The following is a 26,378-nucleotide window of genomic DNA, read 5'->3' on the forward strand; positions in this document are numbered from 1 at the left end:
CACGAGAACAGACAGCACCCGGCCGCCGGCACTGCGGTCGGGCAGGAGGCAGAGCGGCACTACTCGGATTGGCACAGTATTACCGCGAGAGCCTGTGCGAACGCGGAGTCGTGGGTGCCCTTGGCTATCTCCTGAACGAAGTTGCCCGTGCGGATGTCAGGGGGGATGCCCTCACCGTCGAAGGTCTTGCCGTCGGACGGGGTGCGGTACTCCTCGTTCGGCAGGCCGAAGGTCCAGCCGTTCGGGAGGATGCGCTCCAGAACGTCCGAGAAAACACCCTGCGTGCTCTGTCCAATCCGTACGGTCCTCGCCGGGCGCTGTATGAGGGCCTGGGTGAGGGTCTCGCCGGCGCTGTAGGTCTCACCGCCGGTGAGCACTGCGACAGGGCCGGTGTACCGGAACCGGTCGGGTGCCGGCTGGACGCGTACCGACTGCGGGCGGGTGTGGCGACCTGGGTCGGCCGGGTCGTTGCGTGCCCGCTTGGCGTACGCCACGTACGCGCGGTCGGTGAGGCGTTCGGCGACCTGCAGGGCCAGCGCATCGGAACCGCCCCCGTTGATCCGTAGATCCAGCGCCAGACCACGGAGCCCTGGCCTGATCACCTGGCTCAGCGTCTGATCCAGGATGGCGCTGTTGCGCGCGTAGGTAGGGCTGTTGCCGTCGTATCCACCGAAGCCGGAGATCCGCAGGTAGCCGGCTCCGTCCGGCAACCGGGCATATCCGATGCGCCCGTTCGCGAAGGTCCGCAGTCGCGTGCCGGGGAGGTCGTGCTGCTCGACGAACGCCTGGGCCTGCTGGTCAAGTCCGGGGCCGGGGATCATGGTGCCAGGGCGGCTCTGCCCGAAGCCCTCGGTGTCACCGGCGTCGATTCCCACGTGCGCGTCGTACAGCGGCAGCACCATCTCCCGCAGAAGGGCGAACAGCTCGGTGTCGGGCATACCGTCGTAGACCTTGGGCGGTATCGGTCCCTGACTGCCCACCAGTCAATCTTCTTGGCCGCGAAGAAGGGATAGTTTTCCTCGAAGGTCTGCCAGAAGACGTCGAAGGTCGCCGGCGCTCCCGTCGGTGCGGCCTCGGCGCAGCTGGCAGGCAGTGCTGGAAGGCGCAGCAGCCTGCGGTCGCCGACCGAGCCGTCGAAGTGCAAGATCGCGCCGACTCCGCCCGCTGCGGGGCGTATCCGGTAGACAGTCGCGTCGTCGCCGGTATAGGACACCGAGCCGCTGCCACCCTGGCCGGTGCGCCGTGCCGTGTCGCCTCGCAGACAGCTGACGGCGGTCGCCTGGTATTCCTGCAGCCGCCCGTCCTCGATGGACAGCACGGTGCCGTAGCCGTCCAAGCGCCACACTCCCTCGATGCGGTCGGCTGCGTGGTGCGCGGCAGCGACGGGGCCGACAGCCAGCTCCATGCCGTCTACCAGGGCGAGGAGGACAACGGCTGCGGCGCCCCTGCTCCATGTTCGCCCCCTGAGCCCTCTGTCTTCTTTGACCGGCAAGTTCCTGCTGAGCACGCTCGCTCCTTCATGTCCGCCTGGTCAGCTCCGGAAATCATGATTCTCGACAAGGTCCTGACCCGGTATCCGGCTGACTGGCCCAACCACACGGGGGTAAACCCAACCCCAACGTCGTCAGCAAGCCACACACCTGCGGGCCACCCACCCTTGCACCAAGGCCTTCAGGCTGACGGCCTCGACGCCCTAGAAGTGGCTGATCGCGGGCATCTCCTCCCAGGTCTCTCGACGCTGCGGAGAAGACGCGCCGCCGGCACCTTGCATGGCTGCGCCGCACTGCCCCCACGGACGCCGGGCCGTCTCCGGCTGCTCCGGCCGCCCCCACTTGGACTGCATTCATCAGCGAACTGCAGACCCTGTCAGCCGTACCACGCGGGAAGGGCGTCCGGCGGAGCGGACGCCCTCTGGCCGCGCGACGGCGCCGAGGCTGACTCAGGATGAGCCGACCGGCACCTCACCCGTTTTGTCCGCGACGCCAATTCCCAGGAGCGCGCTCTTGGTTGTTCCGAGGTAGACGAGACTCGACGAGTCGAAGACCCAGGCGTAGCCCTTCGGGGCGCCGTCGAACGTGAGGCCGATACCCTCCCGCTCTGCGGCGTCCTTGACGTGGTCCACAACGCGCACACCCGGGAGCCTGGTGGTGGCACGGTAGAGCGCGGCACTGAAGTCGGGCAGCAGGGTGGCGTCGTCGAGTATGGCTCCGAGGTTCTCGACGACCACTTCCGTGACGCGGCTCGCTTCCACATTCTTGGCGTCGCCGGAAAGCTTCTTCAGCAGCGCGTCGGGATCGGTGGGCAGAGCCTGAAGCTGCCGGAAGGTCAGATATCCGGTGCCGACCATGTCCATGACCATCTTCTTGGAAGGGTCGGTGAGCGCGACGCCCTTCCTCAAACCGTCCCGCTTGCCGTCCACCGAATCCCATTGCTCTTGCCGGACGGTCCCCTTGTACTCCTCCACCTTGAAAGTCCCCTTGCGCTTCGCGAGCTCTTCGGGACTGCTGAAATCGACGCCCAACTCACCCGCCGATCCTTGGGACTTGGTGTAGATGTACTGGTCGTCGCGTACCGTGACCGCCGGGCGGTCGGCCGCCGCCAGGGCGATCCGATCCAGCAACTGCGTGGCCCTCCGGTGGTCGTCCGCGGTGACACCTACGGCAGCTGTGTCGCGCTTGCCGTCCTGTGCGCTGTCGACCGCCACTACGCCCAGGCCCACGACGGTGGCCAGTGCCAGTGGCGCCGCGACGAGAACGAGACGCCGGTCGGGGCGCCGACGTGCGGGGATCACAGGTGAGGCGCTCGGTGAGATGCTCGATGAGGTGTTCGTCGCACCCGACTGCTCGCGGGTGGTCTCGTGGGTGATGTGCTCCATCAGGTGTTCCCTCAGTACGCGGTGGCGGTCCTGAGCGAGCACCGGACGGCCCGGCGCGGGCAGCAACTCGGCCAGATCCTGGTAGTCGACCGGCTGATCGCGTCGTCGCGGGTTGGTGTTCATCGCTTCTTCTCCTGCGTGGACCGAGCCGCCTGATGGCGGCTACCCAGTGACTGTCCGACCGCGGCCGGGCGTTGCACTCCGCTCTGCCCGATGCCGCCTTCCGTGCTGCGGCTGCCGCCCCTACCGTTCATGCTGCCCGTGCCACCTGCGCTGCCTGTGATGCCTGTTCCGCCCGTGCCGCCGTCGAGTTCGAGCTCGGTGAGCTTGCGCAGGCGCCTTCTCGCGCGCGAGAGCCGGGCCCGTACGGTGCCGACGGCCACGCCCAGGGCCTCGGCCGCCGTGGCGGCGTCCAGGCCCTCCCACACACAGAGCGTGAACACCTCACGCTCCCCGCGGCGCATCTTGCTCAACGCCTTCTGCGCGGCGGCCAGTTCCTCGGTGTCGGCCAGGCGTTGTGTCACCTCGTCGGCGAAGTCCGGCACGGGGTCGGGGGGTGGGACTCTGGTGAGCGCGGCCTGGTGTCTTCGCGCCGCCCGCGCGGTGTTGCGCGTGATGTTCGTCGCGATCCCCAGCAGCCACGGGCGCAGACTGTCGTCACCCGGAAACACCCGCTCACGCAGCCGCCACGCCTCCAGGAAAGTCAGCGACACGATGTCATCGGCCATGACCCAGTTGCCGGTCATCCGGACGGCATGCCGGTGAACCACCGAAGCGTGCTCGTCGAAGAGTTGCCTGAACGCGTCCGGATCCCCGGCCCGCACGCGGGCCCGTAGTGAAATCTCCACACTCCTCCCTGTCCGCTGCGCGGATCGCGCTGCGGTGATCCGCGCCACACCAGGGCCGGACCAGCCATGCACAGCACATCACCGGACCGCTGCAACCATTCCGGCTTCTCGGACCATTCGCCAGTGCAGAGCCTGGGGCCCTGGAGGCCACGCCTGGGGGTTTACGGTCGGAGCATGACATGCCCTGCGGGATGGGGCCGCGATGGCGCCACACGCAAAGCCGGTGAGGCCGGGCAGTTGGTCGGCATCGACTGCGTCGATCCAGGCGGGGAGCCTGGCATCCCGGAACAGACGTCACCGCCCGTCCAACCACTCGAACCACCAACGCTGCGAACCTATGTGGTCACAGCATCAGGCAGCCGTCTCGGCTCACCGGAGATGCCTGGCGAGGAAATCGGTGGGATTGGCGGCTCGTGAGGTGAGCCGTTAACTTCCGCCTGAGCGCGGTGCGGTACGAGACGCGACGACGAAGGGAACCAATGCATGGAGACCGAAGGCGTGCGGACCGACCGTTTGGGCTTGCTGCTCAGCCAGTTCGACCAGGCCAGGGAGATGGCCCAGGTGCGGCTGACGGAGCTTGGCGACGAGGAGTACCTATGGGAGCCGGTGCCTGGTTGCTGGTCGATCCGGCGTCGGGGCGAGGCGACGACGCCCAGAGCGTTCGGACCGGGCGAGTGGCTGCTCGACTTGGGCAAGGCGGACATCCCAGCGAGCGAGTACGCCAAGGTCGCCCGGCAGGCCGCCGGCGGCATGACCGTCGCCAAGATCGCCGATGACTGGAGCGTGAGTGCCGAGCGGGTCGCGCAGATCCTCGCCCACACTGGCACGCCGGAGCCCGACGCGACGCCGGTCACGACCATCGCTTGGCGGCTGGGTAACCTGCACTTCCACTTCGCGGGGGGGGAGATGGGAGTGGACCTTCGGTGAACGCCGGCAGGAGCCGAAAACGCTGGTCGACTTCACTCCCTCCGCCGCCGTGGCACTCGAGCGGTTCTGGGCGTTGATCGACCACTGGCGCGACGACGTCGCCGCGCTCACCGACGAGCAGCTCGACATGGTCGGCTTCTCGCAGTACCCGTACGGCTCCGACCCCGACGACCCATACATTGCGGTGCTGTCGGGGACCAACCTCGAATTCATCCATCACATGGCCGAGATCGCGTTGCTCCGCGACCTGTGGCGGGCCCGCTTCACCACTCCCGGGTAGACCCGGGCGCGCCGCGAGGGTGTTCAACGGCGTTTCCGGCCCACACGCGCCTGCGGTGCGTAACCTCCAGCGTGAGCTTGCCAGTTGAGCTGACAGGGGCAGAAAACCCCCTAGATGGGTTTTCCACCCAGAAATCAGTCTCCACCAGGGGCTTCCTGTGCTCATCTACCCGCCCGGCAGCACCGTTCCAGCTCCACCCTGCGCTTGCCGTCCGCCCGCCTGAACGTCCCTCGCGGCGACCGCGGTACCCGACGGCGCCGGGCTGGGCATCGTGGCCCGAGCAGTCTCTCGCCCAACACCGTGGCGGCCCCGGAGTCGACATACCGAACTCGGCTGTCAGCGCTTCGAGTTGCTCGATCACCGCGGTGGGGCCGGGGCGCGAAGGCCACGACGCCGAGCCGTTCGGCCCCGCGGCGAGTGCTCGCCGGAACATGGTCTCGTCAGACCTGCGCACGAGCTTGCTCATTCTCGTAAGACGGTGCAATCGCGGCTCAGAGTCTTGAGTGTTTCTGAGATTGAGCTTGCGGTGTGTTCGCCCTGACGAATTGGTTCCAAGCGTCAGCGGGCCGCCGGTCCGGCAAGGACGAGTGCGGTGCTGGGCCTGCGGAGGATGGCATGCCGAGCGGCCCGGTCCGAGAGCAGGCCGCCCGTCGCGGCCACGACCTCGGGCAGGGATTCCTGACGGCCGAGCCAGCCTTGCAGCGACCGCCGCTGCCTCGGCTCGGCGATGGCGTGTTCCACCGTGATCCACCGCTGGGATCGGCGGCGGCTGCTGTCGTAGGTCTCGGCGTACGCGAACAGTCCTCCCATGTACGCAGCCGCAGACCGGCTCGTGTCGTGCAGCTCGGTCAGCGCCTGATGCGGCAACCGGAAGCGCAGCACGACGAGTGTCACGACTACCCGGTCGACGCTCACCAGATCGTGGTTCGGTCCGGTACCAGCCGCACGTCCCCGATCACGCACCCGACGCTCCCGCAGTGCACATCTCCGCTGAGCCCACCACGAGTCGGTCGGCTGCTCGGTCAACTCGGCCACATGCCGACGGGAGATACCCGTGAAGACAGGCCGCTCAGGAGTCGTCGCCGTGACCGCAGGCGGCCGCGCAGGACCGCTCGCGGGGCGTCAGCCCAGTACGACCTCTCCCGCGTGGACGGCACGCATGGCGCGCGCGACAGTCTCCTGGTCTTCGCCGACCGGAGCCACGTACCCGATGACGTCGCGCGCGGCGTCCTCCCCGAGCATCCGGGTGATCACCCACGTGGCGAGATACTGGGACGCCAGACAGCCGCCCGCTGTAGCGATGTTCCCCTCGGCGTGAAACGGCGCGTCCAGCACGGTGACGTCGAAGGCCTCGACAAAGGGCCGGCTCGTCATGTCCGTGCAAGCCGGCATGCCACCCAGCAGACCGAGCCGCGCAAGGACCAGTGCGCCGGAGCACTGTGAACCGATCAGCTGTCGCGAAGGGTCGAGCGGCAGCCTGGAGATCAGCCGGTCGTCGGCGACCACGTCTCGCGTCTTCACTCCGCTGCCGATCAGCACGACGTCGGCTTCGGTCACGAACTCCATCGGGCGCTGCCCGGTCACCTCGACGCCATTCATCGACGTGACCACCGGCGTCGGCGTCGTGATGAAGGCTTCCAAGCCGTCCTTACGGCACCGGTTGATCAGCGCGGAAGCGATGAAGCTGTCGAGCTCGTTGAACCCGTCGAAGGTGACCACGGCTACCTGCATCACAACTCCTTCAAGTACGGCATCAGATCCCCAGTCTCGCTGGCGCGCCGTTCCGGAGCGAGGGCCAATCAGCGGCTAGTGGCATGCCTACCGCCGCTCCGCGCTTCGAGCTCCGAGCTCCGAGCTCCGAGCTCCGAGCTCCGAGCTCCGAGCCTGAGCACCGTACTTACTCGTCCCGCCGACCCGCCGACGTCCCAAGGCTCTCCAGGCTCAGCCGCTGGGGGCACCCCCCTGCTCGAAGAGCTCGAGGGAGGGCGTGCCAAGCCCCGCGTCTGCGGCATGATCCGCCGGACAGGCCCTAGCCCCGATCGGCGAACCGTCGCGATGGACCCGGACATCGCGAGTCGGCTCCCCCAGGCGCATCTGCCCCAGGCTCATCTACGAGAGCCAAAAAAGAATCGGACGGCGATGTCGAGAACCCGTGGCTGGCTCCGTCCCCGTAATGAACGCGACCACAATGGGTCGGACCAGCACCGAGGAGAAACACGATGGCCAAGTACTTGCTGCTCAAGCACTACCGCGGCGCTCCGGCGGCGGTCAACGACGTGCCCATGGACCAGTGGGCGCCGGAGGAGATCTCGGCCCACGTGCAGTACATGAACGACTTCGCGGCCCGGCTCGAGAAGACCGGCGAGTTCGTCGACGGTCAGGCGCTCTCGCCCGAGGGGACGTGGGTCCGGTATGACGGCGAGGGGCGCCCGCCGGTCACCGACGGCCCGTTCGCCGAGACCAAGGACCTCATCGCCGGCTGGATGGTGATCGACGTCGACAGCTACGAGCGCGCCGTGGAGCTGGCCGGGGAACTGTCGGCGGCCCCTGGGGCGGGCGGGAAGCCGATCCACGAGTGGTTGGAGCTGCGTCCGTTCCTGGGCGTGCATCCCACCATCACAGAATGATCGTCGACGTGAACGAGGTCCTCCTCCGGAGCCTCACGCCGAGCGTGCTCGGCATCCTCGTCCGCCGCGGAGCCGACTTCGCGGCGGCCGAGGACGCCGTGCAGGACGCGCTGGTCGAGGCGGTCCGCGTCTGGCCGGCCGACCCGCCGCGGGACCCGAAGGGCTGGCTGGTCACCGTGGCTTGGCGCCGGTTCCTCGACGCGACCCGGGCGGACGCCGCCCGCCGCCGGCGCGAGGACCGCGTCGACGAGGAGCCGGCGCCCGGGCCCGCGCCCTCGGTGGACGACACGCTTCAGCTCTACTTCCTGTGCGCCCACCCGTCGCTGACGCCGTCGTCCGCGGTCGCGCTCACCCTGCGAGCCGTCGGCGGGCTGACCACCCGCCAGATCGCCCAGGCCTACCTTGTGCCCGAGGCGACCATGGCGCAGCGCATCAGCCGGGCCAAGCGCACTGTCTCCGGCGTGCGGTTCGACCAGCCCGGCGACGTCGCCACCGTGTTGCGCGTCCTCTACTTGGTCTTCAACGAGGGCTACTCCGGCGACGTCGACCTCGCCGCCGAGGCCATCCGGCTCACCCGGCAGCTCGCGGCCGCGATCGACCACCCCGAGGTGGCGGGGCTGCTCGCCCTCATGCTGCTCCACCACGCCCGGCGCGCCGCCCGGACCGCGCCCGACGGCAGCCTGGTGACGCTCGCCGAGCAGGACCGCGGCCGGTGGGACACCGAGTCGATCGCCGAGGGCGTCGAGATCCTGCAGGCGGCCCTCGCCCGCGACCGGCTGGGCGAGTTCCAGGCCCAGGCCGCCATCGCGGCACTCCACGCCGACGCGCGCACCGCCCAGGAGACTGACTGGGTGCAGATCGTCGAGTGGTACGACGAGCTCGCGCGCCTGACCGACAGCCCGGTCGTCCGGCTCAACCGCGCGGTGGCCGTCGGCGAGGCCGACGGACCGCGCGCCGGCCTGGCCGCGCTAGCGGCACTGGACGACACACTGCCCCGCCACACCGCGGTGGCGGCCTACCTCCACGAGCGGGACGGCGACCTGACCACGGCGGCACAGCTGTACACCGAGGCTGCCCAAAAGGCACCCAACTTCGCCGAACGCGACCACCTGACGCGCCAGGCCGCTCGGCTCAACGCCCGCGGGGGTCGCTGACGGTCGCTTTCGGATTTGCCCGCAGCACTTGGCGCGGCCCCGTGGCCTGAGCGGGCGCCCTCAATGTGGGTAGGTGGTCGAGCCCAGCTGCACGACGCGTTGCCGGCGGGGAAGCCAAGGTTGAGGCTGCTGGAGCATCCGAGGGCGCCGGCACACACCCGACCCGCTTGGGCTGGCCACCATTGTCCTCGCCCACTTTTGCCGGGCGCGTGCATCAGCCGGACAGCGAGTCTCTTTCTCTAGAGTCGGTTCCTTACCGACTCCCCTTCGTACTAACCAGTGGGACCGTCCGTCGTGGGCTCGCCCGCGTGGCAGGTAGGCGTTGGCCTACCCACGTAATGCGAAGGAGGGTGTGCGGCACCCACCTCGGTGGGGCCTTCTTGCCGGCTTTGCGTGGGCGAAGACTCGGGTTGTCGGCGATCGCCGATACCGAGCTTCAGCCCACTCCGGAGAATCCTGTGACCACGCTTCCATCCCGTCCGACCGCACGATCGTCCTCGTGACAGGAGCGTCCAGCGGCATCGGCGAGGCGACTGCCCGCCACCTGGCCGCGGCCGGCCACCACGTCGTCCTCGGGGCCCGGCGCACCGACCGCCTCGCACTGCTGACCAAGGAGCTGAGCGCGGCCGGGCACAGCGCCGAGTACGCCGAACTGGACGTCACCGACCCGGCCGGCGTCCATGCCTTCGCCGAGGGGGCGCTGGACCGTCACGGCCGCATCGACGTGCTGGTCAACAACGCGGGAGTGATGCCGCTGGCACCGCTGGCAGCCCTACGCGTCGCGGAGTGGGACCAGATGATCGACGTAAATCTGCGGGGTGTGCTCCATGGCATCGCGGCCGTGCTGCCGTCGATGCTGGAGCACCGGTCTGGGCACGTCGTCAACATCGCGTCCACCGCCGCCCACCGGGTCGACCCCACGGCCGCGGTGTACTGCGCGACCAAGTACGCCGTGCGGGCCCTGTCCGAGGGGTTGCGGCAGGAGAACTCCGACATCCGGGTCACGGTCGTCAGCCCCGGCTTCACCCGCTCCGAGCTGGCCGACAAGGGTGGTGACGCTCAGGCGCAGGGCGCGGCCCGTAGTGCCACCGAGCTGATCGGGCTGCCCGCCTCGGCAGTCGCCGAGGCCATCGGCTACGCGATCGCCCAGCCCTCGGGCGTCGACGTGAACGAGATCATCGTCCGTCCCACGGCCCAGAACTGACTCTGCCCTGCAGCTCGTCGTGCTGACGCGCGGGCCCATGTCCCCGGGACGCGCGTCAGCAGCGGGAAGCGGCCATGGACGCAAGGTACGTCAGGGCCTCCGCGCTGCGGCTTCCCGGCTCCGCCGAGCCCACCAGCAGCTCCTGGCCGGGCGCGTCGTGCACGTCGAAGCTCTGGTAGGTCAGCTCGATGCGGCCGACCTCGGGGTGGACGAACACCTTGTAGGCGCGGGTGAGGGCCGCGACGGTCTGGTCGTTCCACAGGGTCCGGAACTCCTCCGACGCCTCCAGCAGTTCCTGGGTCAGGTCGCCGATCTCGGGGGCGTCGCTGAACCGGGCCGCATTCAGGTGCAGCGCGTACACGGTCGCGCTGGTGACCAACTGCCAGTCGGGGAAGACCTCGCGGGCCCGCGGGTGGGTGAACAGGATCCGCGGCATGCTGGTCTCCCCTTTGAAGGGGGACAGGAGGGCGTCGGCGATGGCGTTGGTGGCGAGGATGTCGAACGCGGGACCCATGACGTAGGCCGCGGCCGTCGGGAAGGCGTCGAGCAACCGCAGCAGGTCGGGGTGTACTTGGTCGCGGGAGCTGTCGGCCTTCGTGCGGGGGTTGATGTCGGCGAGGCGGAACAGGTGAGTACGCGCATCGGCGCCCAGGCGCAGTGCGCTGCCGAGCGCGTCGACGACCTGGGGTGAGGGGTTGGTTTCGCGGCCCTGTTCCAGGCGGATGTAGTAGTCGGCGCTCAGGCCCGCCAGTACGGCGACCTCTTCCCGGCGCAGGCCCTTCACGCGGCGGGTGCCACCGCCGACGGGCAGCCCGACGTCGGACGGTTCCAGGCGGGAACGGCCGGCGGGCAGGAAGTCGCCGAGGGCGTTGGCAGGCGCGTTCCGCATGTGACCGACAGTACCGCGCGGACGGCTGCCCGCACTTGTGAGCGGCCGTGCCGAGGCGACGACACGCAGGCGCAGACGCAAGGAGATTCCTGTTGGTGACGGGCCGCTCGGTCGATCCATGCTGCGCGGGCGGCCGAAGGCGTTGACGGCTCCCGCGGACCGACACGCCCGGACCGTCGATCAATCAGGTGTCTCGGCCGACTCGGTCGGCTCGGAGTCGTTGGCCGGCGCGGACCGCTCGATGTCGTCGTCGGCCGCGGCCCAGCTGGCCAACATGTTCAGGGCCTCGTGCGAAGATGACCCGGGCTCGGCGGTGTACGCGAGAAGGCTCTGGCCGGCGTCGGTCCCCAGCGGGAAGGCCTCGAAGGGCAGGTCGAGGTCCCCGACGACCGGGTGATGGAGGAGCTTCATCCCTGAGGTGTGGATCCGGACGTTGTGGGCGGCCCAGCGGCGACGGAACTCCTCACTGCGGGTGGACAGCTCCCCGATCAGGTCCGACAGTCGCCGGTCGTAGGGATCGCGGCCCACCTCGGCGCGCAGCATGGCGACCGTGTCACCTGCGACCTTGTCCCAGTCGCGGAAGAACTCGGTGGCGCCGGGGTCGAGGAAGACGAACCTGGCGTTGTTGGGCGGCCGCACCGGGTCGGCGTAGACCGGCGAGAACAGCGCGCGCCCGAGATGGTTGGCGGCCAGGATGTCCAGGCGTCCGCTGAGTACGAACGCGGGCGTGCCGAGCATCGAGTCGAGGACACGCCGCACCGTGGGGCGGACGCGCTGCTGGGCCGGGCGGCGGCGCGGCGGACGGGTCGTGTTGGCGCCGCGCAGGAGGTCCAGCAGGTGGGTTCGCTCGGCCTCGTCGAGCCGCAGCACTCGCGCGATGCCGTCGATGACACTTTCGGAGACGCCGGTGGCGTTGCCGCGCTCCAGGCGGGTGTAGTACTCGCTCGAGATGCCCGCGAGGAGGGCGACCTCCTCGCGGCGCAGCCCGGTGACCCGTCGGCGGTCTCCGTACACGGGCAGTCCGACCTGCTCCGGGGTGACCCTGGCCCGTCGCGATATCAGGAATTCTCGGATCTCCGCGCGGAAATCGCCACGGATATCGCGATTGGTGTCATAAGGGACGTTTCTGCCGGCCATGGGCTCCACTCTACGAGCGCTTCCGCATGGCTGGGGGTCCCTGTCAGTACCCCCTCTCATCAGGGTCTCCCGCCGTCCCGTGACAACCGGTTCCGTAGATGGTGCACCACCCACGGTGGTGTGAATCGCCCGGATGAAGCGGCGCATCTGCCGCCCGTCGCCGGCCTCTCTGCGGAGCCGTCCGCGCCGCGATTCTCCGCAACAGCAACACGATCCTCCGGAACAGAATCAGAAGGACGAACAATGCGTCGACTCACCAAGCCGGCCGTCGTACTCACGACGCTGGCAGCGCTCACCCTCTCGGCCTTCGGAGCGGGTGCTGCGGACGCGGCCGGCACGACGGGAGGCACCACCGACTCCGGGTCGACGTCGCGCGCCGCCGCGGATTCCTTCTCGTGGAACCACGGGACCGCCCGAATGAACAAGCGCGTCATGGAGCGCTTCACCAGTGAGTTCCTGCCCACCGGTGACCCGGCACTGGCGAGGAAGTTCATCAGCCCGGACATCGTCATGCACTTCGGCGGCCGGACGCAGCAGGGTCGGGACACGTATCTCGGCATCGTCGCCGCGAACATGAAGGCATTCCCCGACCTCAAGTGGACGGTGGAGGACATGCGCGCCGAGGGCGACACCGTGGCCGTCCGCTACACCATGACGGGCACCCACAAGGGACCGTTCGCCGGCGTCGAGGCGACGGGCAGGGCCATCCGCGCGGAGAGCATGGCGTTCTACCGCCTGGTCCACGGCAAGATCGTCGACGAGCGCGCCCAGCTCGACATGCTGAGCATCCTCCAGCAGATGGGCGCCGTACCGGCCGCGTAGCAGCGCCCCGCTTCACCCGGCATCCCCTGCGCCCGCTCCCCCTCCCTCGCCGCACCGGCCGCCGCGTCCATGCGGTGACCGGCGTTCGCCTCGCCCCTCGGCACGGACGGGTCCGCCGCCCGCCGCCACCCACACCTCGCACCTCGCACCGCGCATCCAGAGAACCAAAGAAGGAAGAACAGGACACCCCCATGCCATCGAAACTGACCGGCACCGTCGCGCTCGTCACCGGCGCGAGCAGCGGCATCGGCGCGGCCACCGCCCGCCGACTCGCCGAGGACGGCGCCTCCGTCGCCCTTGTCGCCCGCCGCAAGGACCGTCTGGACGACGTCGCCGCCGAGATCGAGAAGGCGGGCGGCACCGCCCTGGTGGTGGAAGCCGACATCACCGACCGCATCCAGGCCGGGGCGGCCGTACAGCATGCTGTCGAGCACTTCGGACGGCTCGACACCCTGGTCAACAACGCCGGCCTGATGCTCCTGGGCCCCGTCGTCGGCGCGGACGTCGACGAGTGGGAGCGCATGCTCGCCGTCAACGTCCAAGGCCTGCTCCACACCACCCACGCCGCTCTCCCACACCTGCTCAAGGCCGCCGAGGCCGGCCCCCGCAAGGTCGCCGACATCGTCAACATCAGCTCGATCGCCGGCCGCGTCGCCTGGAACGGCTACGGCGTCTACAACCTCACCAAGTTCGGCGTGAACGGCTTCACCGAGTCCCTGCGCCAGGAGGTCACCCAGCGGCACGTCCGCGTCGGCGTCCTGGAGCCGGGCGGCGTGGACACCGAACTGGGCTCGCACAACAAGCCCGAGATCCAGGGCGCGATGATCACCCCCTTCTACGAGACGACCGAGGTCCTCACCCCCGACGACATCGCCGACGGTGTCGCCTACATGATCACCCGGCCCCGCCACGCCTCCATCGGCGAACTGTGGATCATGCCCACCGACCAAGCCTGACCCCATACGGCCGCGTCGGCCCCCCTCCCCTCCCCTCCCCCATCCACCGCCCGGCCGACCGCCGGGACGGACACCACGCGTCATCACCGCATGACACCGGTGCCGCACCACGACACCGAGTGCCGCACCACGGCACCTGAAAGGAACCCCTCATGAGCAAGGTCATTCTCGTCACCGGCGCCGGACGCGGTCTGGGCACGGACATCGTCCGCGAAGCCCTCGCCGCCGGCCACCAGGTCGTCGCCACCGGCCGCCGCCCCGAAGAAGTCGAGAAGAGCGTGGGCGGACCGCAGGACAACCTGCTGGTCACCAAGCTGGACGTCACCAGCCTGGAGGACGCAGAGGCCGCCGCCCAGGCCGCCGTCGACCGCTTCGGCCGCATAGACGTCCTGGTCAACAATGCCGGCAACTTCTTCGCCGGCTACTTCGAGGAGATCACGCCCGCACAGATGCGCCGACAGATCGAGACCAACCTCTTCGGCCCGATGAACGTCACCCGCGCTGTCCTGCCCGTTCTACGGAAGCAGCGCGCCGGCCACATCATCACGCTCTCCTCCTCCGCCGGTCTGATCGGCCAGGAGTTCTGCGTCGCGTATGCCTCCTCCAAGTTCGGCGTGGAGGGCTGGATGGAGTCGCTGCGCTACGACGTCGAGCCCTACGGCATCCGCACCACGGTCGTGGAGCCCGGCTTCTTCCGCACCGAGCTGCTCGTGGATGCCTCCACCACCTGGCCCGAGCCGACCATCGACGACTACGCCAAGCGCACCACCGCCACCGTCGCGGCCTGGAAGAACATGAACGGCCGACAGACCGGCGACCCCGCCAAGCTCGCCCGCGCCCTGCTCGCCATCGCCGACCAGGACAAGCCGCTGCTGCGTTTCGTCGCCGGCGCGGACGCCATCGAAGGCGTCGAGGCCAAGGCCAAGGAACTCCTCGCCCAGGCCCAGGCTTCGCGCGAACTGGGCGGCAACCTGGCATACGACGACACCACCGCCTGAAAGGGGGCACGGATGGTGCCGCCGACGCCTCGATAGTCTCGGCCGTCCGGACCCCACCGAAGAGGTTGGCATCGAAGAGGTCGCCATCGAAGACGCCGAGAGCGTCCGGGACGGTCAGGCGGGCTCACTGGGATCGCCATGCGGACCGTGCACGTCGGCGTTGTTGATCAGTACGTCGATCACGCCTCCGTCGCCGCAGCGGCGACGGAGGCGTTGCCTCGTGGCCGGTGTTCGCACACAACAGTGACGGCATTAGCAGCACACCGCCGCTTCGGCGTCACCGAACCGGTGTCGGCGGACGAGGTGATGACGTCGCGCTCTGGGACCGTCAGCAAGAGTGGGCGTAATGCGGATAAACGCCAATTCCGCCCCAAAAGCCCAAAACCCCGCGCCCGATCCGACTGTCGACTTCGCCTCGGTCGAGGCACTGCGCACCGAGATCTCCACGAAATACCGCCAGGACGGCATCCACGTGGAGTCGACAGCCGCCGGGTTCGCGCGCGGACGCCGTCGGAACAATTCGGGCAGGCGCTTCACACTGTCACTGACTTTCCCCGCAACGTAGCGACTACATTTCGACGGTGTTTCCGGCGGTGTGCCGAACTTGGGATTTGGTCAAGAATGGGATTCAACCCTTGTCGCCCGTCGGATCACCGACACACCATGTGCCGAACATAACGACGCTTATCAGCAGGAGGCACGGGTGTCCGCTGGTCTGTCCAAAATCGAGGTGGATACCACCACTCTCGCAGCGGAGTCCGAACGGAACAAACTCCGCAAACACTTCGGCCGCTTCGACATCCTGTTCTTCCTGGTCTGCACCCTCGTCGGCCTCGACACCATCGGTACGGTGGCCTCTTCCGGAGCGGAGGCGTTCACCTGGCTGATCGTGCTGGCCGTCATCTTTTTCGTCCCGTCAGCGCTGCTCACCGCGGAACTGGGCACGGCCTTCGCCGAGGAGGGCGGCCCGTACATCTGGACCAGCCGGGCCTTCGGGCGGCTGGCCGGAGCGGTCAACAACTTCCTCTACTGGGTGACCAATCCGGTCTGGCTCGGCGGCACTCTCTCCGTCTCGGCGGTCGCCGCGTTCACCACCTTCTTCAATGACGGCAAGGATCTGAGCACCCCCGCCTTCTACGTCTTCACCCTGCTATTCATATGGGTGGGCGTGCTCGCGGCGATCCTCTCCTTCGATGTCGGCAAGTGGATCCCCACCGCCGGGGCGTGGTCCCGCTTCGTGCTGCTCGGCCTGTTCACACTCACTGTGGTCATCTACGCCTTCAAGCACGGCCTGCACGGCTTCGGCTTCGGCGACTTCTCCCCAACGTATGCCGGCTTCGTCGGCCTGGTCCCGGTCCTGATGTTCAACTACGTCGGCTTCGAATTGCCCAACACCGCGGGCGACGAGATGACCGACGCGCAGAAGGACGTCCCGTACGGCATCTTCCGCGCCGCCGGGCTCGGCGTGCTGCTGTACGGCCTGCCGATTCTCGGCATCCTGCTGGTCCTCCCGGTCAAGGCCATCACCGGTCTCGGCGGCTTCCTCGACGCCATCCGCCAGGTTTTCACCGTCTACGGCGGCCACGTCGCCTCCGACGGCACGGTCACCCTCAGCGGGGCCGGGACCGTGCTGGGCGATCTGGCCGCAGTGATGTTCATCCTGACTGTGCTCTCCTCGGGCGTCACCTGGATCATGGGATCGGACCGTGCGCTGGCGGTCTCCGGGTACGACGGCGCCGCGCCGCGCGGCCTGGGTGTGATCTCCGAACGGTTCGGCACGCCGGTCCGGGTCAACCTGCTCAGCGGAGTGCTCTCCACCGGCGTACTGATCCTCGCCCACCAGCTCACCGGTGGTGACGCGGGCAAGCTCTTCGGCGCCGTGCTCGGGCTCGCCGTCTCCACGACGCTCATCAGCTACCTCGGCATCTTCCCGGCGCTGCCGGTGCTCCGCCGCAAGTACCCGCAGGTGGAGCGCGCCTACCGGGCTCCCGCTGCCTGGCCGATCACGATCGTCCTGACGCTGCTGATCCTGTTCGCCTCGGTGCAACTGCTGGTCCCGGGCGCGCCCTTCGACTGGTTCAGCTCGGACTTCCGGCCGGACGGCTGGAGTTACAGCGAGCGCTGGACCTATCTGTTGACGGAGGCGGTGCCGCTGGCCGTCTTCATCGTCACGGGCGTGATCTTCTGGGCACTCGGCGCACCGACCCGCGCCAAGGCCAAGGAGACGGCTGCCACAGGAGTGACCCAGGGGTGAGCGCCTGGCCGGTGGCCGAAGTCGCAGGCCGCGCTCGCCGTGGTGAACCGCGACCCGATGGTAACCCTGCCCGGCCTGGACCCGCTGATACTGATGCTCACTCCGTCTTGGCAGAGCCGTACGACACGACGACGGTACTGACCGTGGTCGCGGATGTGGCGCAGGCAACCGTCATGGAGCTGCTCCGGCAGATCTGGCCGATCTGCCGGGAACACAAGAAGTGAGCGGAAACGGGGCGGGTCTGGCCCTGCTCGAGTTCGTCGAGGTACTCGAGCAGGGCCAGCCGTACGCCGTGCCGTCGAGCGTGGTGCTGCCTGCGCGCTGTCCCTGCCGTCCTCCCTCCAGGGTCGTGTGAACGCGGTACCAATTACCACCGACGGGATGGGGTGTTGCAAGCGGAGGCCCTCGTCGGCGTGGGAGCCGCGGGGATAGTCGGGGTGGCACCCGGCCGTGGGGCGGGAGGCGGGTGCGGAGGGGGCGAGGCGTGTACAGGTACGTCCACCATGAGTTGATGACAGTCGTCGAGGTGCTGTGCGCCCTGGCCATCGACGGGATCGTCGTACTGATCGTCCGCGGCATTCCCGAGGTCGATGCCGCCTGGTTGTTCCTCGGCACCCTGATCGCGGTCAACGCTGTGTTCGAAGTGATCGTCTGCACCCGCTTGAGTTGGCTCGGCGGCAGAAAGCGGGACTTCGAGAACGCGGTTTCTCTGACGAACCCCGGCCCAGTGCTGCCGACGCAAGGCGAGTCTCTGTGCCGCAGCTTCGACTGGGGCCTCCTTTCCCTTCTTGTCGTGCCCACTCTGGTCGCCGCCCTGGTATGGGTGCCGTGGTTTGCCCTCTGGCCGCTGACTCTTCTGCCGGGCCGGCTGTCCGCCGGGGTATAAGGGCTGTATTGGGAACGGCGCCACAACGTCCTGCTATGGCGGGGCAACGTTGCGGCTCAGCCCCTGGGGAAGGGCCAGTTCTTTTATGCGTCTGGCTGACCGAGTCCTGTTGGTGGCCGCATCCTGGCGTACCGACCTGACGTTGCGTCAGGTGATGGCGCCCCCCGTTTGGGACATCGAAGTCCGCGGCCGACTGCGTCCTGGACCGCGTAACCGCCTCCGGCAAGAACCATCGGTACTCGAGTAACCCGCAGGTCGTCATCGACGCCGCTGGTCGGCTGGTGGTGGCGGTCGGGAGGCCGCTGCCCGGCAGCCGCAGCGAGTGCCGGACGTTTGCCGAGTCCGGTGTCCCCCGCGCTTGTCGCGGGGCCTGCCTCATTGCTGAAGAACTGGAAGGTGTTGCGGGGCTGCCGCCTCAAAGGCGATGGTGTCCACCAGGCCATGCTCGGTATCGCCTGCCTCCGCAGTCTCGCTGGCAGGCTCTATGCTGATCAGTTCGGCAAGCGCCGCGGTGGCAATACCCTGACCCCAATGGGCCCGCCCGACGACGTACGTGACCTCACGCTCCGAGGGCGCCCCGAAGGCGGCGGCGTGCCCTGGGACGACACCGCCGGCGAGAACGGTTCGCAAGAGCACCGAAGCGTCCGAGCGCACCTTTGCCCAGTGCTGGTCGAAGTGGCCACGGTCGTAGTGGTACTTCCTGGTCACAGCCGCCATCCGCTGCAACGCGGGGTCCGTCAACTGCTCCGAGCGGAAGGACTCCCCAGCCAAGATGGTCACATCGCGCGAGATAGGCCCGGTTCGTCAGCGATGCGGCTTCGAGACAGGACACGATCCGCCCTCGGCGCCAAAGGCCACAGCGTCGTCGTAGGACACGAACGGCGAGACCCGGTACCAGCCTATGAGCCCCCAACTCCGTCGTCCTCGTTCAGTCCGTACCGGAACTCCCACCGGCACGGACTGGAGCGAGCGACGAAATGAGAGAACGGGACATCACGCCAGGATCTCGCCACCGCGTTTGTCGGAGAGGCTCGAGGATTCCAGCCATGCGCCTGTTCCGAGGGAAGCCGTCCGGCACGGCAACCCATGCCACGCCGGTACGGATGCGTCGGTCAGCTCCAACGCTGGTCGGTGTTCAGGCTGCAGGGCCACAAGATCGGCTTGACGCCGTTGGTGGTGTCGGAGTTGGGTACGGCGAGGCAACGGTCGGCGTTCATGCTGCGCAGGCGGTCTATGCTGTCATGAATCCAGAGTTCTTCTATGGACGGCGTGTCGTCGCAGGTCCACTGCCAGGTGGTGTTGCCGTCCGAGGAACCGGAGTTGAGGCATTTGCCGCTGCTCTGGTTGATGATCCGGACCCGGTTGTCCCCCACCTCATGCAGCTCCCACCGCTGATCGGTGTCGTCGTTACAGGTCCACTGGATTGCCTCGGTGCCGTTTGCCTGACTGGAGTTGGGGATGGCCAGGCACTTCAAGGTTCGGGCGTTCCTCAATTCCTGGTAGGTGGCGGCTTGAGCGGATGACGTCGACAGGAACAGAACGGAAACGAGCGCGAGCGCCACAGCGCCGGTTCTCCGTGCGGCTTTCAAGGCATAGGTCATGTGCTCTCCTGGGTTCAGGGAACAGAGGAGCCAGCCACTCCCCGGGGTCTGGCCCTGGCACGGCGGGCCCAACTGCCGTGGAACATACGGCCAACACTTCCACCGCCTCCTCGGCCTGCGCCCACATCCGTCCGGCTCTTCGTCAGGTCCACCCCAATCAGTACTGCCTGAGTGCAGTTCGCCCCGTCGAGCCCCACATCATCGGGCGATGTTCCGGAACGGAACGGGTTGGCGTTCGAAAGACCGTCGTCGTAGATGGAGACATGCGAAAGCTTGGCGTCCGAGAGGTCCGGCCGGGGGAAGTACGCTTCTTCCGTCGTGGCGTTCGTGAACAGACCGCATGACCAGTTGGCCTTCACCTTGGCGCCATGCACAGGAATGTAGGCCGACAGCACTCCGACGATGCTCCATTGGTCCTTCGATGAGACCCGCATGATGCGCTCCAACGCGTAGATCCCTCCGAGGCATACATCCATTGAGGTATCGCTGAGTTGGGCCACGGCCGGAGTGAATCGCTCCGTGCCCGGGGCCGTCGGCGGCGTACGAGCGATCGCTCGTCGGCGCGCGGCAGCACGCCGCAGTCGCCAGACCCGAGGGACGGGAGCGTTCCGCCAACTCGTCTTGGACACCATGAAGCCTGAGCGATTCATTCGGGGTCAGCGGGCCAGTGCCGCGGTAGCCGCCGTCAGCGATCACCGTGGTGTTGCCGACGACGGCCTTTGCTCCGGCTGGGCAGGCTTGCTCCATGGCCGGCCTCGGCGGACCGTGTCCGCTACCTCGCGGCGCAGGGCGGTCACCGGCTTGCCGAACAGCGCGGGATCAGCACCCGCGGTGAGCGGGACTCTCCAGGGCCGCCGTTGCGCCGTAATCACACCAGCCACGCATTGATCATTTCACTGCGGCTTGGGCCAGGCCCCTCATCCAGCCTCTCGTCCGCCGGCCAGGCGGCGCCGCCACCAGAGGTCGGGACGCCATTGCCGATGTGCGGCGAACGGATCCGGCAGCGTGCGCTCGACGTACCTGGTGTCCAGGGCACGCACTCGGCGTTCCAACTCGACGTGGGCCCAGGCGGGCAACTGCCGCAGGACCTCACCGAACACGTCGAGAGCGTGCCGCACGTCGTCGCCGGAGGCAAGCCCCACGCGACACGGAGAGTCTGTTCAGCGCGCAGCGCCGCTGGCCGCTTACGCGGCATCGGCCTTTCGGTACATGGACATGAGCATCATCATGCCAGCGTCCACGGTCCGACGACGGCCAGGAAGCCGCATCCTGAATCGGTCCATCGCCCCCCAGGACTCAACCCCGCACGCTGTCCGGGGCGGAGTGGCGGACAGTTCTTGAGCGGCGCCCCGGGGCACATCCCAGAGCGTCTTGCCCGGCGTCCTCGGTCGGGCAGGTCGGTGGTGGGCGGCGAGCCTGCCGCGCAGACTGTCCGCCCGGGTCTTGCGTCAGCCCGAGGATGAGGCACCACCTTCCGCTGTCGCTGTCGCCAACTGCTCGGCGAGTCCCGGAGCTTGAGCGCGGTTCTTGTCGTCGGTGGCCGCGACATCGACTGCGTGTCGACTCTGACGATCGGCAGACGCTTCGAACCTCGCCGAACCGACCCGTAACCCATTCCGTCGGCCGCCAGACTGGCGGGCCAATGAAGCCACGACTCAAATGCGTTGGCAACCGGCTCGACACCAGCTCATCGAGCCTCGGGCTCCTCCGAGGTGACCGCGGAGATCCCAGCGCAGGGTCGCAGCCGGCTCGTAGAAGGAGAACCTCGTGAAAGTTGCGCGATCTGCCCTGATGCGGCGTGCCCTCGTCCTGCTGAGTGCTCTGGGAGGAGTGATCGCCCTGGGTGCCAGTCCGGCACAAGCGGCGGACAAGTGCGTGAACCTTGGCAACGGGAGGCTGTGCGTGGCCATTACGCCCGTCAATGCCCAGGGAGCCATACAGGTGATCTACGAGAAGACAGGAGGAGCGCCGATCTACGGACATCTGGCCTGGCAGGTTCCGGGCGGAGACGATTTCGTGTCGCCGGACATCTCCATGACGGCTGGGCACACCTACTACCACACCTGGCCGACTTGGGTCGGTCCTGGTTACGTGGAAGGCGCCTTGTGGTCAGACCGATACGGGCGTCTCAGCACCGGGTACGTGAAGGTGAACTGACGGCTGTTGACCTGCTCGGCAAGATACCGGGGGCCCCGGCGTTCCAGAGGCCTCCGGTGGTTGCAGTCGGTCACGCCACTGGCTCTGCTCGGACGATTGACCGGCAATGAACCGCCACACCCTGTGTGACGACGCAGCGCCGCACTGTCCGTGTCAGGACCTACCCTGGGCGCATGATCAATGGTGGGCACATCATCGTCTACAGCCGTGATGCGGAAGCGGACCGGGTCTTCTTCAGGGATGTTCTGGAGTATCCACATGTCGACGTGGGAGGTGGCTGGCTGATCTTCAAGCTTCCGCCGACCGAGATCGCCGTGCATCCCACGGACGGCCCGGAGACACAGGAGCTCTATCTGATGTGCGACGACGTCGACGCGACCGTGCAGAGCCTGACCGCGAAGGGAGTGGAGTTCACGCAGCCCGTCACTGACGCGCGTTGGGGGCGGCTGACCAGGTTCCGTCTGCCGGGCGGCGGCGAGGTGGGCCTGTACGAGCCCCGCCATGAGCGGGCTATCGACCTGTGAGGCATCCCGGCACTCGGGATTCGTTCCCGACCTCACCCACGAGCAGTGGGCGCGGATCGACGCGGCCGCCGTCGCACTCCTCGGTCAAGGGAGCCACTTGGGGATCGGCGAGTCTTTGGCGAGCGGGGAGTCGGTCAGCGCCCTGCGCGCGGTCTTCATGCCGGTGAGCGGCAAAGTCACCAGCAGGAGCGAGTCCCTGGAACGCGACCCTGCCTGATGAGCAACGATCCGTACGGGGACGGGTGGCTGGCTGGCTGTGACGACCATGTCCGGTACCAAGGAAATCAACGACCTGCTGACCTCCCGGCAGTACCGCAGGTTCGTTGCTGCCGAAGACTCCTGGTACTCCGGCTTCGTGACTCGTACTTCGCGCTTCGCGCCGATCGCGACTGGAGCGGGGCAGTCTGCGTCAGGTGCCCTGCCGATCGTCACTGCGGCTGGCGCAGTCCGGCGATGAGGAGGCCGACCAGTCGGCGTGCGTCGTAGCGCGGATCGCTGTCCGCGCCGACGCAGAGGTTGCCCACGCCTCGCATCAGCTCAAGGCCCTCAAGGCCGGAGCGGATCTCGCCGCGACCGGCCGCGGCGTCGAGCAGTTGGTTGCACACGGGCACGAGCCGGTCGAGGAAGTAGGCGTGCAGCGTGTCGAAACCGGCGTTGTCGGGCTGCAGCACGGCAGCGAGTCCGTGCTTGGTGACCAGGAAGTCGACGAAGAGGTCGATCCACTGCCCCAGCGCGGCGTACGGACTGGCGCAGCTCGCCAGTAGAACCGGACCGGCCTCGGCGCAGGCGTCGACCTGGTGGCGGTAGACCGCGATGATCAGGTCCGCCCGTGTCGGGAAGTGCCGGTAGATCGTGCCCATCCCGACACCGGCCTTGGCCGCGATGTCGCGTACCGGCGCCTCTACGCCCGAGGTGACGAAGACTGCGGCGGCCGCATCCAGCAAGGTCTGTCGATTACGCCGGGCATCCTTGCGCTGGGATCCCGCTGCACTTCCCGCGCCCTGACCGCTGTCGTTCACCGCGGCGATCCTTCCATGAGACTTGCGAAACGGAACAGTGCCTCGTATCTCCTACGGAGCGAGGTTCCGTTTTCATGCATTGTGGCAGACCCGGGACCGGCGCCCAAGCCGTCTGCCGCCAACAGGCTCCGCCCGGACGAAAGACGCACACTCGCCGAAGAGCGCGAAGAAGCGAAGAAGCGAAACGTAAGGCGCTTGCATGTCCGACTCGAACACCGCGAACGCACGGAAGATCGAGGGTGCTGCCACCACCGCCCCATCCGCGCGGTCGGTAGTTCTGTCCTCCCCAGGTTCTCGGTGACCTGCGGCCGCATCGCAGTGGCCGGCCACTCCTGGGGAGCCGAGACAGCGAGCACGTTGCTGGGCGCGCGTCCTCGACTTCGACGGTGTTCCCGGCGAGGACATGTCCGACCCCCCGCGTCACGGTGGGTGTCCTGCTCGCCCTGGACGGCCTGTGGGCCGACCTGACTCCGTTCGCCGTTGTGCCAGTCGCTTCGCCGGCTCGCTGCGACACGAGTGAGGCGGGCTGCCGGTGAACCCAGCGCGAAGATCACGGCACGTACCCTGATGCACATGGTTGAGCATCGAATGGTTGACGTGAACGGCGTTCGGCTGCACATCGCCGAGCAAGGCGACGGCCCCTTGGTAGTCCTCCTGCATGGCTTCCCCGAGTCATGGCACTCCTGGCACCACCAGTTCGGCCCTCTGGCCGATGCGGGCTTCCGAGTGGTCGCCCCCGACCAGCGTGGCTACGGACGCAGCGACCATCCCGACGACGTCGGCGCGTACACCATCCTTCACCTGGTCGGCGACGTCGTCGGACTGATCCGCGCCCTGGGCGAGGAGAAGGCGTACGTCGTCGGGCACGACTGGGGCGCGCCGGTCGCCTGGCACACCGCGCTGCTACGACCGGACATGGTGCTCGGAGTGGCGGGTCTGAGCGTGCCGCCCCCGTTCAGGGGGACGGAGCCTCCGCTGGCCGCCATGGAGAAGAGGTTCGAAGGCCGCTTCTACTGGAACTACTTCAACCGCCCCGGTGTCGCCGACGCCGAGTTCGCCAAGGACACCCGCACCGCGTTGCGGAAGTTCTTCTATTCGGCCTCCGGCGACGCTCCGGGCGCCCGCGAGGGCAAGCAGCCGCTGGTCGACCCCGAGCGGGGCTGGCTCGCGGCCATGCCGGACCCCGAGGTGCTGCCGGACTGGTTCACCGAGGACGATCTCGACGCGCTCACCGAGAGTTTCTCCAAGGGCTTCACCGGGGCTCTCAACTGGTACCGCAACCTCGACCGCAACTGGGAACTGACCGCTCCCTGGCACGGCGCCGTCGTCACCCGGCCGGCCCTGTACATCTACGGCGACCGCGACTTGGTCCCGGCGTTCCCCGGCACTCCCGAACTCATCGAGCGCCTCCCCGACCTCATGCCCAACCTCTGGCGCAAGCCCCTCAAACTGGCCGGCTGTGGACACTGGACTCAGCAGGAACGCCCGGACGAGGTGAGCGCGGCGCTCATCGAATTCCTCAGGGCCTGTGCCTGAGCCCGGCCTGAGGTGGCTCTTGAGGTCCATGGTGCTGGTGGGATCCGTGATGGCGAACGGTGGTGCTACGTAGTGCTCCCGCGGGGCGTCGCGCCCGCCGTGGTGAGGAGATCGGCAGTTTCGGGATGAGGGCCCTTGAGTGCCCACTCCAGTGGGGACCAGCCTGTGCCGTGATCTTCTCGGAGATTCGGATCCGCGCCGTGCGCCAGCAGTTCGCGCACTGTCTCGGTGTGCCCCCAGCATGCGGCCGCGCACAGGGGTGTGCCGTCCGCGCCGAGTCCGCTGCTCTCGGTGTCAGGGGAGGCCCCGGCCGCCAGGAGCAGGCGGGCAATCTCGGCTTCCCCGTTCACGGATGCCTCATAGAGAGGGGTGGTGCCCTCGCTGTCGGCTCGTTCCGGGTCGGCCCCAGCCCTCAGAACCGCCTTCACGCGGGCGGTGTCACCCGCCAGAATCGCTTCGAAGAGACGATGGGAGACCTTCTTCTGCTGCCGCTGGTTCATGGCGGCCGAGGTTAGCGACCGGGCGCGTGGCGGGGCCACTCATATCCACCCGTTGATGGCCGCGACCAGCATGGTTGCCGCGTAGCGGACCGCAAGCTCGAAATTTCCCTTGGGAACGTGGCACGGGCCACGGCAGGATGGTCGCGTCACCAGCCATACGAGGGGAACGGTGGATGAGGCGAAACCGGCTTGGGAAGAGCAAGGTGCAGGTCACGGAACTGGGCTTCGGTGGCGGACCACTCGGGGGACTCTTCGCTCCGCTGGACGACGAGACCGCCGCGGGAGCCCTTGAGGCAGGCTGGGACAGCGGGATCCGCTACTTCGACACCTCTCCACACTATGGCATCGGACACTCCGAGCGCCGCACCGGTGGGCTGTTGCGCGGCAAGCCGCGTGAGGAGGTGACGCTGTCGACGAAGGTCGGCCGGCTACTGGTCCCGCAGGACCCGGCGGGCCGGTTGGACGAGAGCTTCATGGTGCCCGCCACACATCGTCGGGTGTGGGACTTCACACGGGACGGCATTCTGCGCAGCGTGGAGGACTCGCTCGAGCGGATAGGCGTCGACCGTATCGACGTGCTGTTCCTGCACGACGCGGAGCAGCATTTCGAGGATGCGTTGCGCGAGGGCTATCCGGCGCTCGCCGAACTGCGCGGCCAGGGAGTGGTGGGCGCGATCGGCGCGGGGATGTACCACCCCGGAAAACTGACCAGGCTGGTCAAGGAGTCGGACGTCGATGTAGTCATGCTCTCCGGCCGCTACACGCTTCTGGACCAGAGCGCCCTCGACGAACTGCTGCCCGCCTGCACGGACCGGGGGGTCGCGGTACTCGCGGCATCGGTCTTCAACTCCGGGCTGCTCGCCACGGCCCGACCTGCCGAGGGTGCCACCTTCGACTACGCGCCCGCCGCGCCGCGGACGCTGGAGCGCGCGCACCGCATCGCCGACGTCTGCGAAACACACGGTGTGACGCTCCCGGAGCTGGCCATGGCCTTTCCGCTCCGCCACCCCGCCGTCTCGGGCATCGTGGTCGGCATGCGTACCGCCGACGAAGTACGCCGCAACATGGCGGCGTTCGGCGCGAAGATCCCGGCTCAGGTCTGGGACGATCTGCGAAGCGAAGGCCTCTTGGACGAGCGGGCACCAGTGCACGTCTGACGATCACCGGAACCACGACACGGCGGC

At 68.1% G+C, this 26,378-nt stretch carries 28 protein-coding genes and 4 pseudogenes; 17 read left to right on the top strand and 15 right to left on the bottom strand.

Going from position 1 to position 26,378, the window contains the following annotated elements; translation table 11 throughout:
• Positions 1 to 59: 59 nt before the first annotated feature.
• The 4 genes from KVT44_RS43880 to KVT44_RS43890 all read right to left on the bottom strand — a co-directional run bounded on the left by KVT44_RS43880 (position 60) and on the right by KVT44_RS43890 (position 3,723).
• Positions 60 to 902 carry a S41 family peptidase gene (locus KVT44_RS43880; protein WP_308314276.1) on the bottom strand — a complete coding sequence of 281 codons (843 nt, stop codon included), beginning with the start codon at positions 900 to 902 and terminating at the stop codon, positions 60 to 62.
• Positions 818 to 1,507, bottom strand: a complete 690-nt coding sequence (locus KVT44_RS60765) for a hypothetical protein (protein ID WP_308314269.1) — start codon at positions 1,505 to 1,507, stop codon at positions 818 to 820. The genes KVT44_RS43880 and KVT44_RS60765 overlap by 85 nt, the downstream gene beginning before the upstream one ends.
• 432 nt (positions 1,508 to 1,939) lie before the next feature.
• Positions 1,940 to 2,998 carry a CU044_5270 family protein gene (locus KVT44_RS43885; protein ID WP_217573606.1) on the bottom strand — a complete coding sequence of 353 codons (1,059 nt, stop codon included), beginning with the start codon at positions 2,996 to 2,998 and terminating at the stop codon, positions 1,940 to 1,942.
• Positions 2,995 to 3,723 (bottom strand): RNA polymerase sigma factor, encoded by a 729-nt coding sequence (locus KVT44_RS43890; protein ID WP_190174370.1) that lies wholly within the window; start codon positions 3,721 to 3,723, stop codon positions 2,995 to 2,997. The genes KVT44_RS43885 and KVT44_RS43890 overlap by 4 nt, the downstream gene beginning before the upstream one ends.
• Before the next feature lie 483 nt (positions 3,724 to 4,206).
• Here KVT44_RS43890 and KVT44_RS43895 point away from each other — a divergent pair.
• Positions 4,207 to 4,930 (top strand): annotated as a pseudogene (locus KVT44_RS43895) (DinB family protein).
• Positions 4,931 to 5,488: 558 nt separating this feature from the next.
• Here the strand turns inward: KVT44_RS43895 and KVT44_RS43900 are convergent.
• Both KVT44_RS43900 and KVT44_RS43905 read right to left on the bottom strand, forming a co-directional pair.
• Positions 5,489 to 5,845, bottom strand: coding sequence for a hypothetical protein (locus KVT44_RS43900; protein WP_217573608.1), 357 nt, complete (start codon positions 5,843 to 5,845; stop codon positions 5,489 to 5,491).
• Between the two features lie 207 nt (positions 5,846 to 6,052).
• Complete coding sequence (locus KVT44_RS43905) at positions 6,053 to 6,661, bottom strand: DJ-1/PfpI family protein (RefSeq protein ID WP_217573610.1); 609 nt, start codon at positions 6,659 to 6,661, stop codon at positions 6,053 to 6,055.
• Between the two features lie 488 nt (positions 6,662 to 7,149).
• Here KVT44_RS43905 and KVT44_RS43910 point away from each other — a divergent pair, with 488 nt between their 5' ends.
• The 3 genes from KVT44_RS43910 to KVT44_RS43920 all read left to right on the top strand — a co-directional run bounded on the left by KVT44_RS43910 (position 7,150) and on the right by KVT44_RS43920 (position 9,915).
• Positions 7,150 to 7,557: a YciI family protein gene (locus KVT44_RS43910; protein ID WP_217573611.1), complete on the top strand. Its 408-nt coding sequence runs from the start codon at positions 7,150 to 7,152 to the stop codon at positions 7,555 to 7,557.
• An 8-nt stretch (positions 7,558 to 7,565) separates the two neighbouring features.
• A complete protein-coding gene (locus KVT44_RS43915; protein WP_217573687.1) occupies positions 7,566 to 8,711 on the top strand; it encodes an RNA polymerase sigma factor in 1,146 nt (381 codons plus the stop codon).
• Between the two features lie 490 nt (positions 8,712 to 9,201).
• Entirely contained in the window at positions 9,202 to 9,915 is a 714-nt protein-coding gene (locus KVT44_RS43920) for an SDR family oxidoreductase (protein ID WP_308314277.1), read from the top strand.
• Between the two features lie 55 nt (positions 9,916 to 9,970).
• Here the strand turns inward: KVT44_RS43920 and KVT44_RS43925 are convergent, their stop codons facing one another.
• Both KVT44_RS43925 and KVT44_RS43930 read right to left on the bottom strand, forming a co-directional pair.
• Positions 9,971 to 10,804, bottom strand: coding sequence for a helix-turn-helix transcriptional regulator (locus KVT44_RS43925; protein WP_217573612.1), 834 nt, complete (start codon positions 10,802 to 10,804; stop codon positions 9,971 to 9,973).
• A gap of 180 nt (positions 10,805 to 10,984) precedes the next feature.
• Positions 10,985 to 11,941 (bottom strand): helix-turn-helix transcriptional regulator, encoded by a 957-nt coding sequence (locus tag KVT44_RS43930; protein ID WP_217573614.1) that lies wholly within the window; start codon positions 11,939 to 11,941, stop codon positions 10,985 to 10,987.
• Positions 11,942 to 12,184: 243 nt separating this feature from the next.
• Between KVT44_RS43930 and KVT44_RS43935 the strand changes: the two genes are divergently transcribed.
• From KVT44_RS43935 to KVT44_RS43960, 7 genes and pseudogenes are all read left to right on the top strand, one after another.
• Positions 12,185 to 12,763, top strand: a complete 579-nt coding sequence (locus KVT44_RS43935) for an ester cyclase (protein ID WP_217573616.1) — start codon at positions 12,185 to 12,187, stop codon at positions 12,761 to 12,763.
• Positions 12,764 to 12,954: 191 nt separating this feature from the next.
• Entirely contained in the window at positions 12,955 to 13,719 is a 765-nt protein-coding gene (locus tag KVT44_RS43940; RefSeq protein ID WP_217573618.1) for an SDR family NAD(P)-dependent oxidoreductase, read from the top strand.
• 152 nt (positions 13,720 to 13,871) lie between these two features.
• Positions 13,872 to 14,717 (top strand): SDR family oxidoreductase, encoded by an 846-nt coding sequence (locus KVT44_RS43945; RefSeq protein ID WP_217573620.1) that lies wholly within the window; start codon positions 13,872 to 13,874, stop codon positions 14,715 to 14,717.
• A gap of 346 nt (positions 14,718 to 15,063) precedes the next feature.
• On the top strand, positions 15,064 to 15,282 hold the full coding sequence (locus tag KVT44_RS61200; RefSeq protein WP_368857605.1) for an L-histidine N(alpha)-methyltransferase: 219 nt from the start codon (positions 15,064 to 15,066) through the stop codon (positions 15,280 to 15,282).
• A 165-nt stretch (positions 15,283 to 15,447) separates the two neighbouring features.
• Positions 15,448 to 16,971 carry an APC family permease gene (locus tag KVT44_RS43950; protein WP_308314270.1) on the top strand — a complete coding sequence of 508 codons (1,524 nt, stop codon included), beginning with the start codon at positions 15,448 to 15,450 and terminating at the stop codon, positions 16,969 to 16,971.
• Positions 16,972 to 17,482: 511 nt separating this feature from the next.
• Complete coding sequence (locus KVT44_RS43955) at positions 17,483 to 17,857, top strand: hypothetical protein (protein ID WP_217573622.1); 375 nt, start codon at positions 17,483 to 17,485, stop codon at positions 17,855 to 17,857.
• A gap of 85 nt (positions 17,858 to 17,942) precedes the next feature.
• A pseudogene (locus KVT44_RS43960) lies at positions 17,943 to 18,331 on the top strand (IS5/IS1182 family transposase); the annotation flags it as partial.
• Here KVT44_RS43960 and KVT44_RS43965 read toward each other — a convergent pair.
• The 5 genes and pseudogenes from KVT44_RS43965 to KVT44_RS43980 all read right to left on the bottom strand — a co-directional run bounded on the left by KVT44_RS43965 (position 18,233) and on the right by KVT44_RS43980 (position 20,600).
• On the bottom strand, positions 18,233 to 18,637 hold the full coding sequence (locus tag KVT44_RS43965; protein WP_217573706.1) for a GNAT family N-acetyltransferase: 405 nt from the start codon (positions 18,635 to 18,637) through the stop codon (positions 18,233 to 18,235). The pseudogene KVT44_RS43960 and the gene KVT44_RS43965 sit on opposite strands and share 99 nt — an antisense overlap.
• Before the next feature lie 332 nt (positions 18,638 to 18,969).
• Entirely contained in the window at positions 18,970 to 19,458 is a 489-nt protein-coding gene (locus KVT44_RS43970) for an RICIN domain-containing protein (protein ID WP_217573624.1), read from the bottom strand.
• 14 nt (positions 19,459 to 19,472) lie between these two features.
• Positions 19,473 to 19,958, bottom strand: a complete 486-nt coding sequence (locus tag KVT44_RS43975; RefSeq protein WP_217573626.1) for a hypothetical protein — start codon at positions 19,956 to 19,958, stop codon at positions 19,473 to 19,475.
• 240 nt (positions 19,959 to 20,198) lie between these two features.
• Positions 20,199 to 20,339, bottom strand: a pseudogene (locus KVT44_RS60770) (IS5/IS1182 family transposase); the annotation flags it as partial.
• A 36-nt stretch (positions 20,340 to 20,375) separates the two neighbouring features.
• On the bottom strand, positions 20,376 to 20,600 hold the full coding sequence (locus KVT44_RS43980; protein ID WP_217573628.1) for a hypothetical protein: 225 nt from the start codon (positions 20,598 to 20,600) through the stop codon (positions 20,376 to 20,378).
• 625 nt (positions 20,601 to 21,225) lie between these two features.
• On the opposite strand from KVT44_RS43980, the gene KVT44_RS43985 reads away from it, so the two are divergent.
• The 3 genes from KVT44_RS43985 (at position 21,226) to KVT44_RS43995 (ending at position 22,356) form a co-directional block, all read left to right on the top strand.
• On the top strand, positions 21,226 to 21,615 hold the full coding sequence (locus tag KVT44_RS43985) for a hypothetical protein (RefSeq protein WP_133257612.1): 390 nt from the start codon (positions 21,226 to 21,228) through the stop codon (positions 21,613 to 21,615).
• Between the two features lie 173 nt (positions 21,616 to 21,788).
• Positions 21,789 to 22,139: a VOC family protein gene (locus KVT44_RS43990; protein ID WP_190174383.1), complete on the top strand. Its 351-nt coding sequence runs from the start codon at positions 21,789 to 21,791 to the stop codon at positions 22,137 to 22,139.
• The gene (locus KVT44_RS43995) at positions 22,117 to 22,356 is read left to right on the top strand and encodes a hypothetical protein (RefSeq protein ID WP_217573630.1); all 240 of its coding nucleotides are present in this window, start codon (positions 22,117 to 22,119) and stop codon (positions 22,354 to 22,356) included. The genes KVT44_RS43990 and KVT44_RS43995 overlap by 23 nt, the downstream gene beginning before the upstream one ends.
• 211 nt (positions 22,357 to 22,567) lie before the next feature.
• Here the strand turns inward: KVT44_RS43995 and KVT44_RS44000 are convergent, their stop codons facing one another.
• Entirely contained in the window at positions 22,568 to 23,158 is a 591-nt protein-coding gene (locus KVT44_RS44000) for a TetR/AcrR family transcriptional regulator (protein ID WP_217573632.1), read from the bottom strand.
• 309 nt (positions 23,159 to 23,467) lie between these two features.
• Between KVT44_RS44000 and KVT44_RS58940 the strand changes: the two are divergent.
• Both KVT44_RS58940 and KVT44_RS44005 read left to right on the top strand, forming a co-directional pair.
• A pseudogene (locus KVT44_RS58940) lies at positions 23,468 to 23,637 on the top strand (chlorophyllase); the annotation flags it as partial.
• Between the two features lie 94 nt (positions 23,638 to 23,731).
• Entirely contained in the window at positions 23,732 to 24,694 is a 963-nt protein-coding gene (locus KVT44_RS44005; RefSeq protein WP_254650723.1) for an alpha/beta fold hydrolase, read from the top strand.
• 65 nt (positions 24,695 to 24,759) lie between these two features.
• Here the strand turns inward: KVT44_RS44005 and KVT44_RS44010 are convergent, their stop codons facing one another.
• Positions 24,760 to 25,194 carry an ankyrin repeat domain-containing protein gene (locus KVT44_RS44010; RefSeq protein ID WP_217573634.1) on the bottom strand — a complete coding sequence of 145 codons (435 nt, stop codon included), beginning with the start codon at positions 25,192 to 25,194 and terminating at the stop codon, positions 24,760 to 24,762.
• 173 nt (positions 25,195 to 25,367) lie between these two features.
• Here KVT44_RS44010 and KVT44_RS44015 point away from each other — a divergent pair, with 173 nt between their 5' ends.
• Positions 25,368 to 26,351 carry an aldo/keto reductase gene (locus KVT44_RS44015; RefSeq protein ID WP_217573636.1) on the top strand — a complete coding sequence of 328 codons (984 nt, stop codon included), beginning with the start codon at positions 25,368 to 25,370 and terminating at the stop codon, positions 26,349 to 26,351.
• Positions 26,352 to 26,378 lie beyond the last annotated feature (27 nt).

Source organism: Streptomyces sp. GbtcB7 (assembly GCF_019091445.1).
GTDB lineage: Bacteria > Actinomycetota > Actinomycetes > Streptomycetales > Streptomycetaceae > Streptomyces > Streptomyces mirabilis.

Coding starts and splice junctions, on each gene's coding strand:
- KVT44_RS43940 (WP_217573618.1), top strand. CDS start 12,955: ATGCCATCGAAACTGACCGGCACCGTCGCGCTCGTCACCGGCGCGAGC.
- KVT44_RS43925 (WP_217573612.1), bottom strand. CDS start 10,804: ATGCGGAACGCGCCTGCCAACGCCCTCGGCGACTTCCTGCCCGCCGGC.
- KVT44_RS43885 (WP_217573606.1), bottom strand. CDS start 2,998: ATGAACACCAACCCGCGACGACGCGATCAGCCGGTCGACTACCAGGAT.
- KVT44_RS44015 (WP_217573636.1), top strand. CDS start 25,368: ATGAGGCGAAACCGGCTTGGGAAGAGCAAGGTGCAGGTCACGGAACTG.
- KVT44_RS43945 (WP_217573620.1), top strand. CDS start 13,872: ATGAGCAAGGTCATTCTCGTCACCGGCGCCGGACGCGGTCTGGGCACG.
- KVT44_RS43970 (WP_217573624.1), bottom strand. CDS start 19,458: ATGACCTATGCCTTGAAAGCCGCACGGAGAACCGGCGCTGTGGCGCTC.
- KVT44_RS43955 (WP_217573622.1), top strand. CDS start 17,483: ATGACAGTCGTCGAGGTGCTGTGCGCCCTGGCCATCGACGGGATCGTC.
- KVT44_RS43905 (WP_217573610.1), bottom strand. CDS start 6,661: ATGCAGGTAGCCGTGGTCACCTTCGACGGGTTCAACGAGCTCGACAGC.
- KVT44_RS44010 (WP_217573634.1), bottom strand. CDS start 25,194: ATGAACCAGCGGCAGCAGAAGAAGGTCTCCCATCGTCTCTTCGAAGCG.
- KVT44_RS43995 (WP_217573630.1), top strand. CDS start 22,117: ATGAGCGGGCTATCGACCTGTGAGGCATCCCGGCACTCGGGATTCGTT.
- KVT44_RS43910 (WP_217573611.1), top strand. CDS start 7,150: ATGGCCAAGTACTTGCTGCTCAAGCACTACCGCGGCGCTCCGGCGGCG.
- KVT44_RS43930 (WP_217573614.1), bottom strand. CDS start 11,941: ATGGCCGGCAGAAACGTCCCTTATGACACCAATCGCGATATCCGTGGC.
- KVT44_RS44005 (WP_254650723.1), top strand. CDS start 23,732: ATGGTTGAGCATCGAATGGTTGACGTGAACGGCGTTCGGCTGCACATC.
- KVT44_RS43990 (WP_190174383.1), top strand. CDS start 21,789: ATGATCAATGGTGGGCACATCATCGTCTACAGCCGTGATGCGGAAGCG.
- KVT44_RS61200 (WP_368857605.1), top strand. CDS start 15,064: ATGCGGATAAACGCCAATTCCGCCCCAAAAGCCCAAAACCCCGCGCCC.
- KVT44_RS43880 (WP_308314276.1), bottom strand. CDS start 902: ATGGTGCTGCCGCTGTACGACGCGCACGTGGGAATCGACGCCGGTGAC.
- KVT44_RS43935 (WP_217573616.1), top strand. CDS start 12,185: ATGCGTCGACTCACCAAGCCGGCCGTCGTACTCACGACGCTGGCAGCG.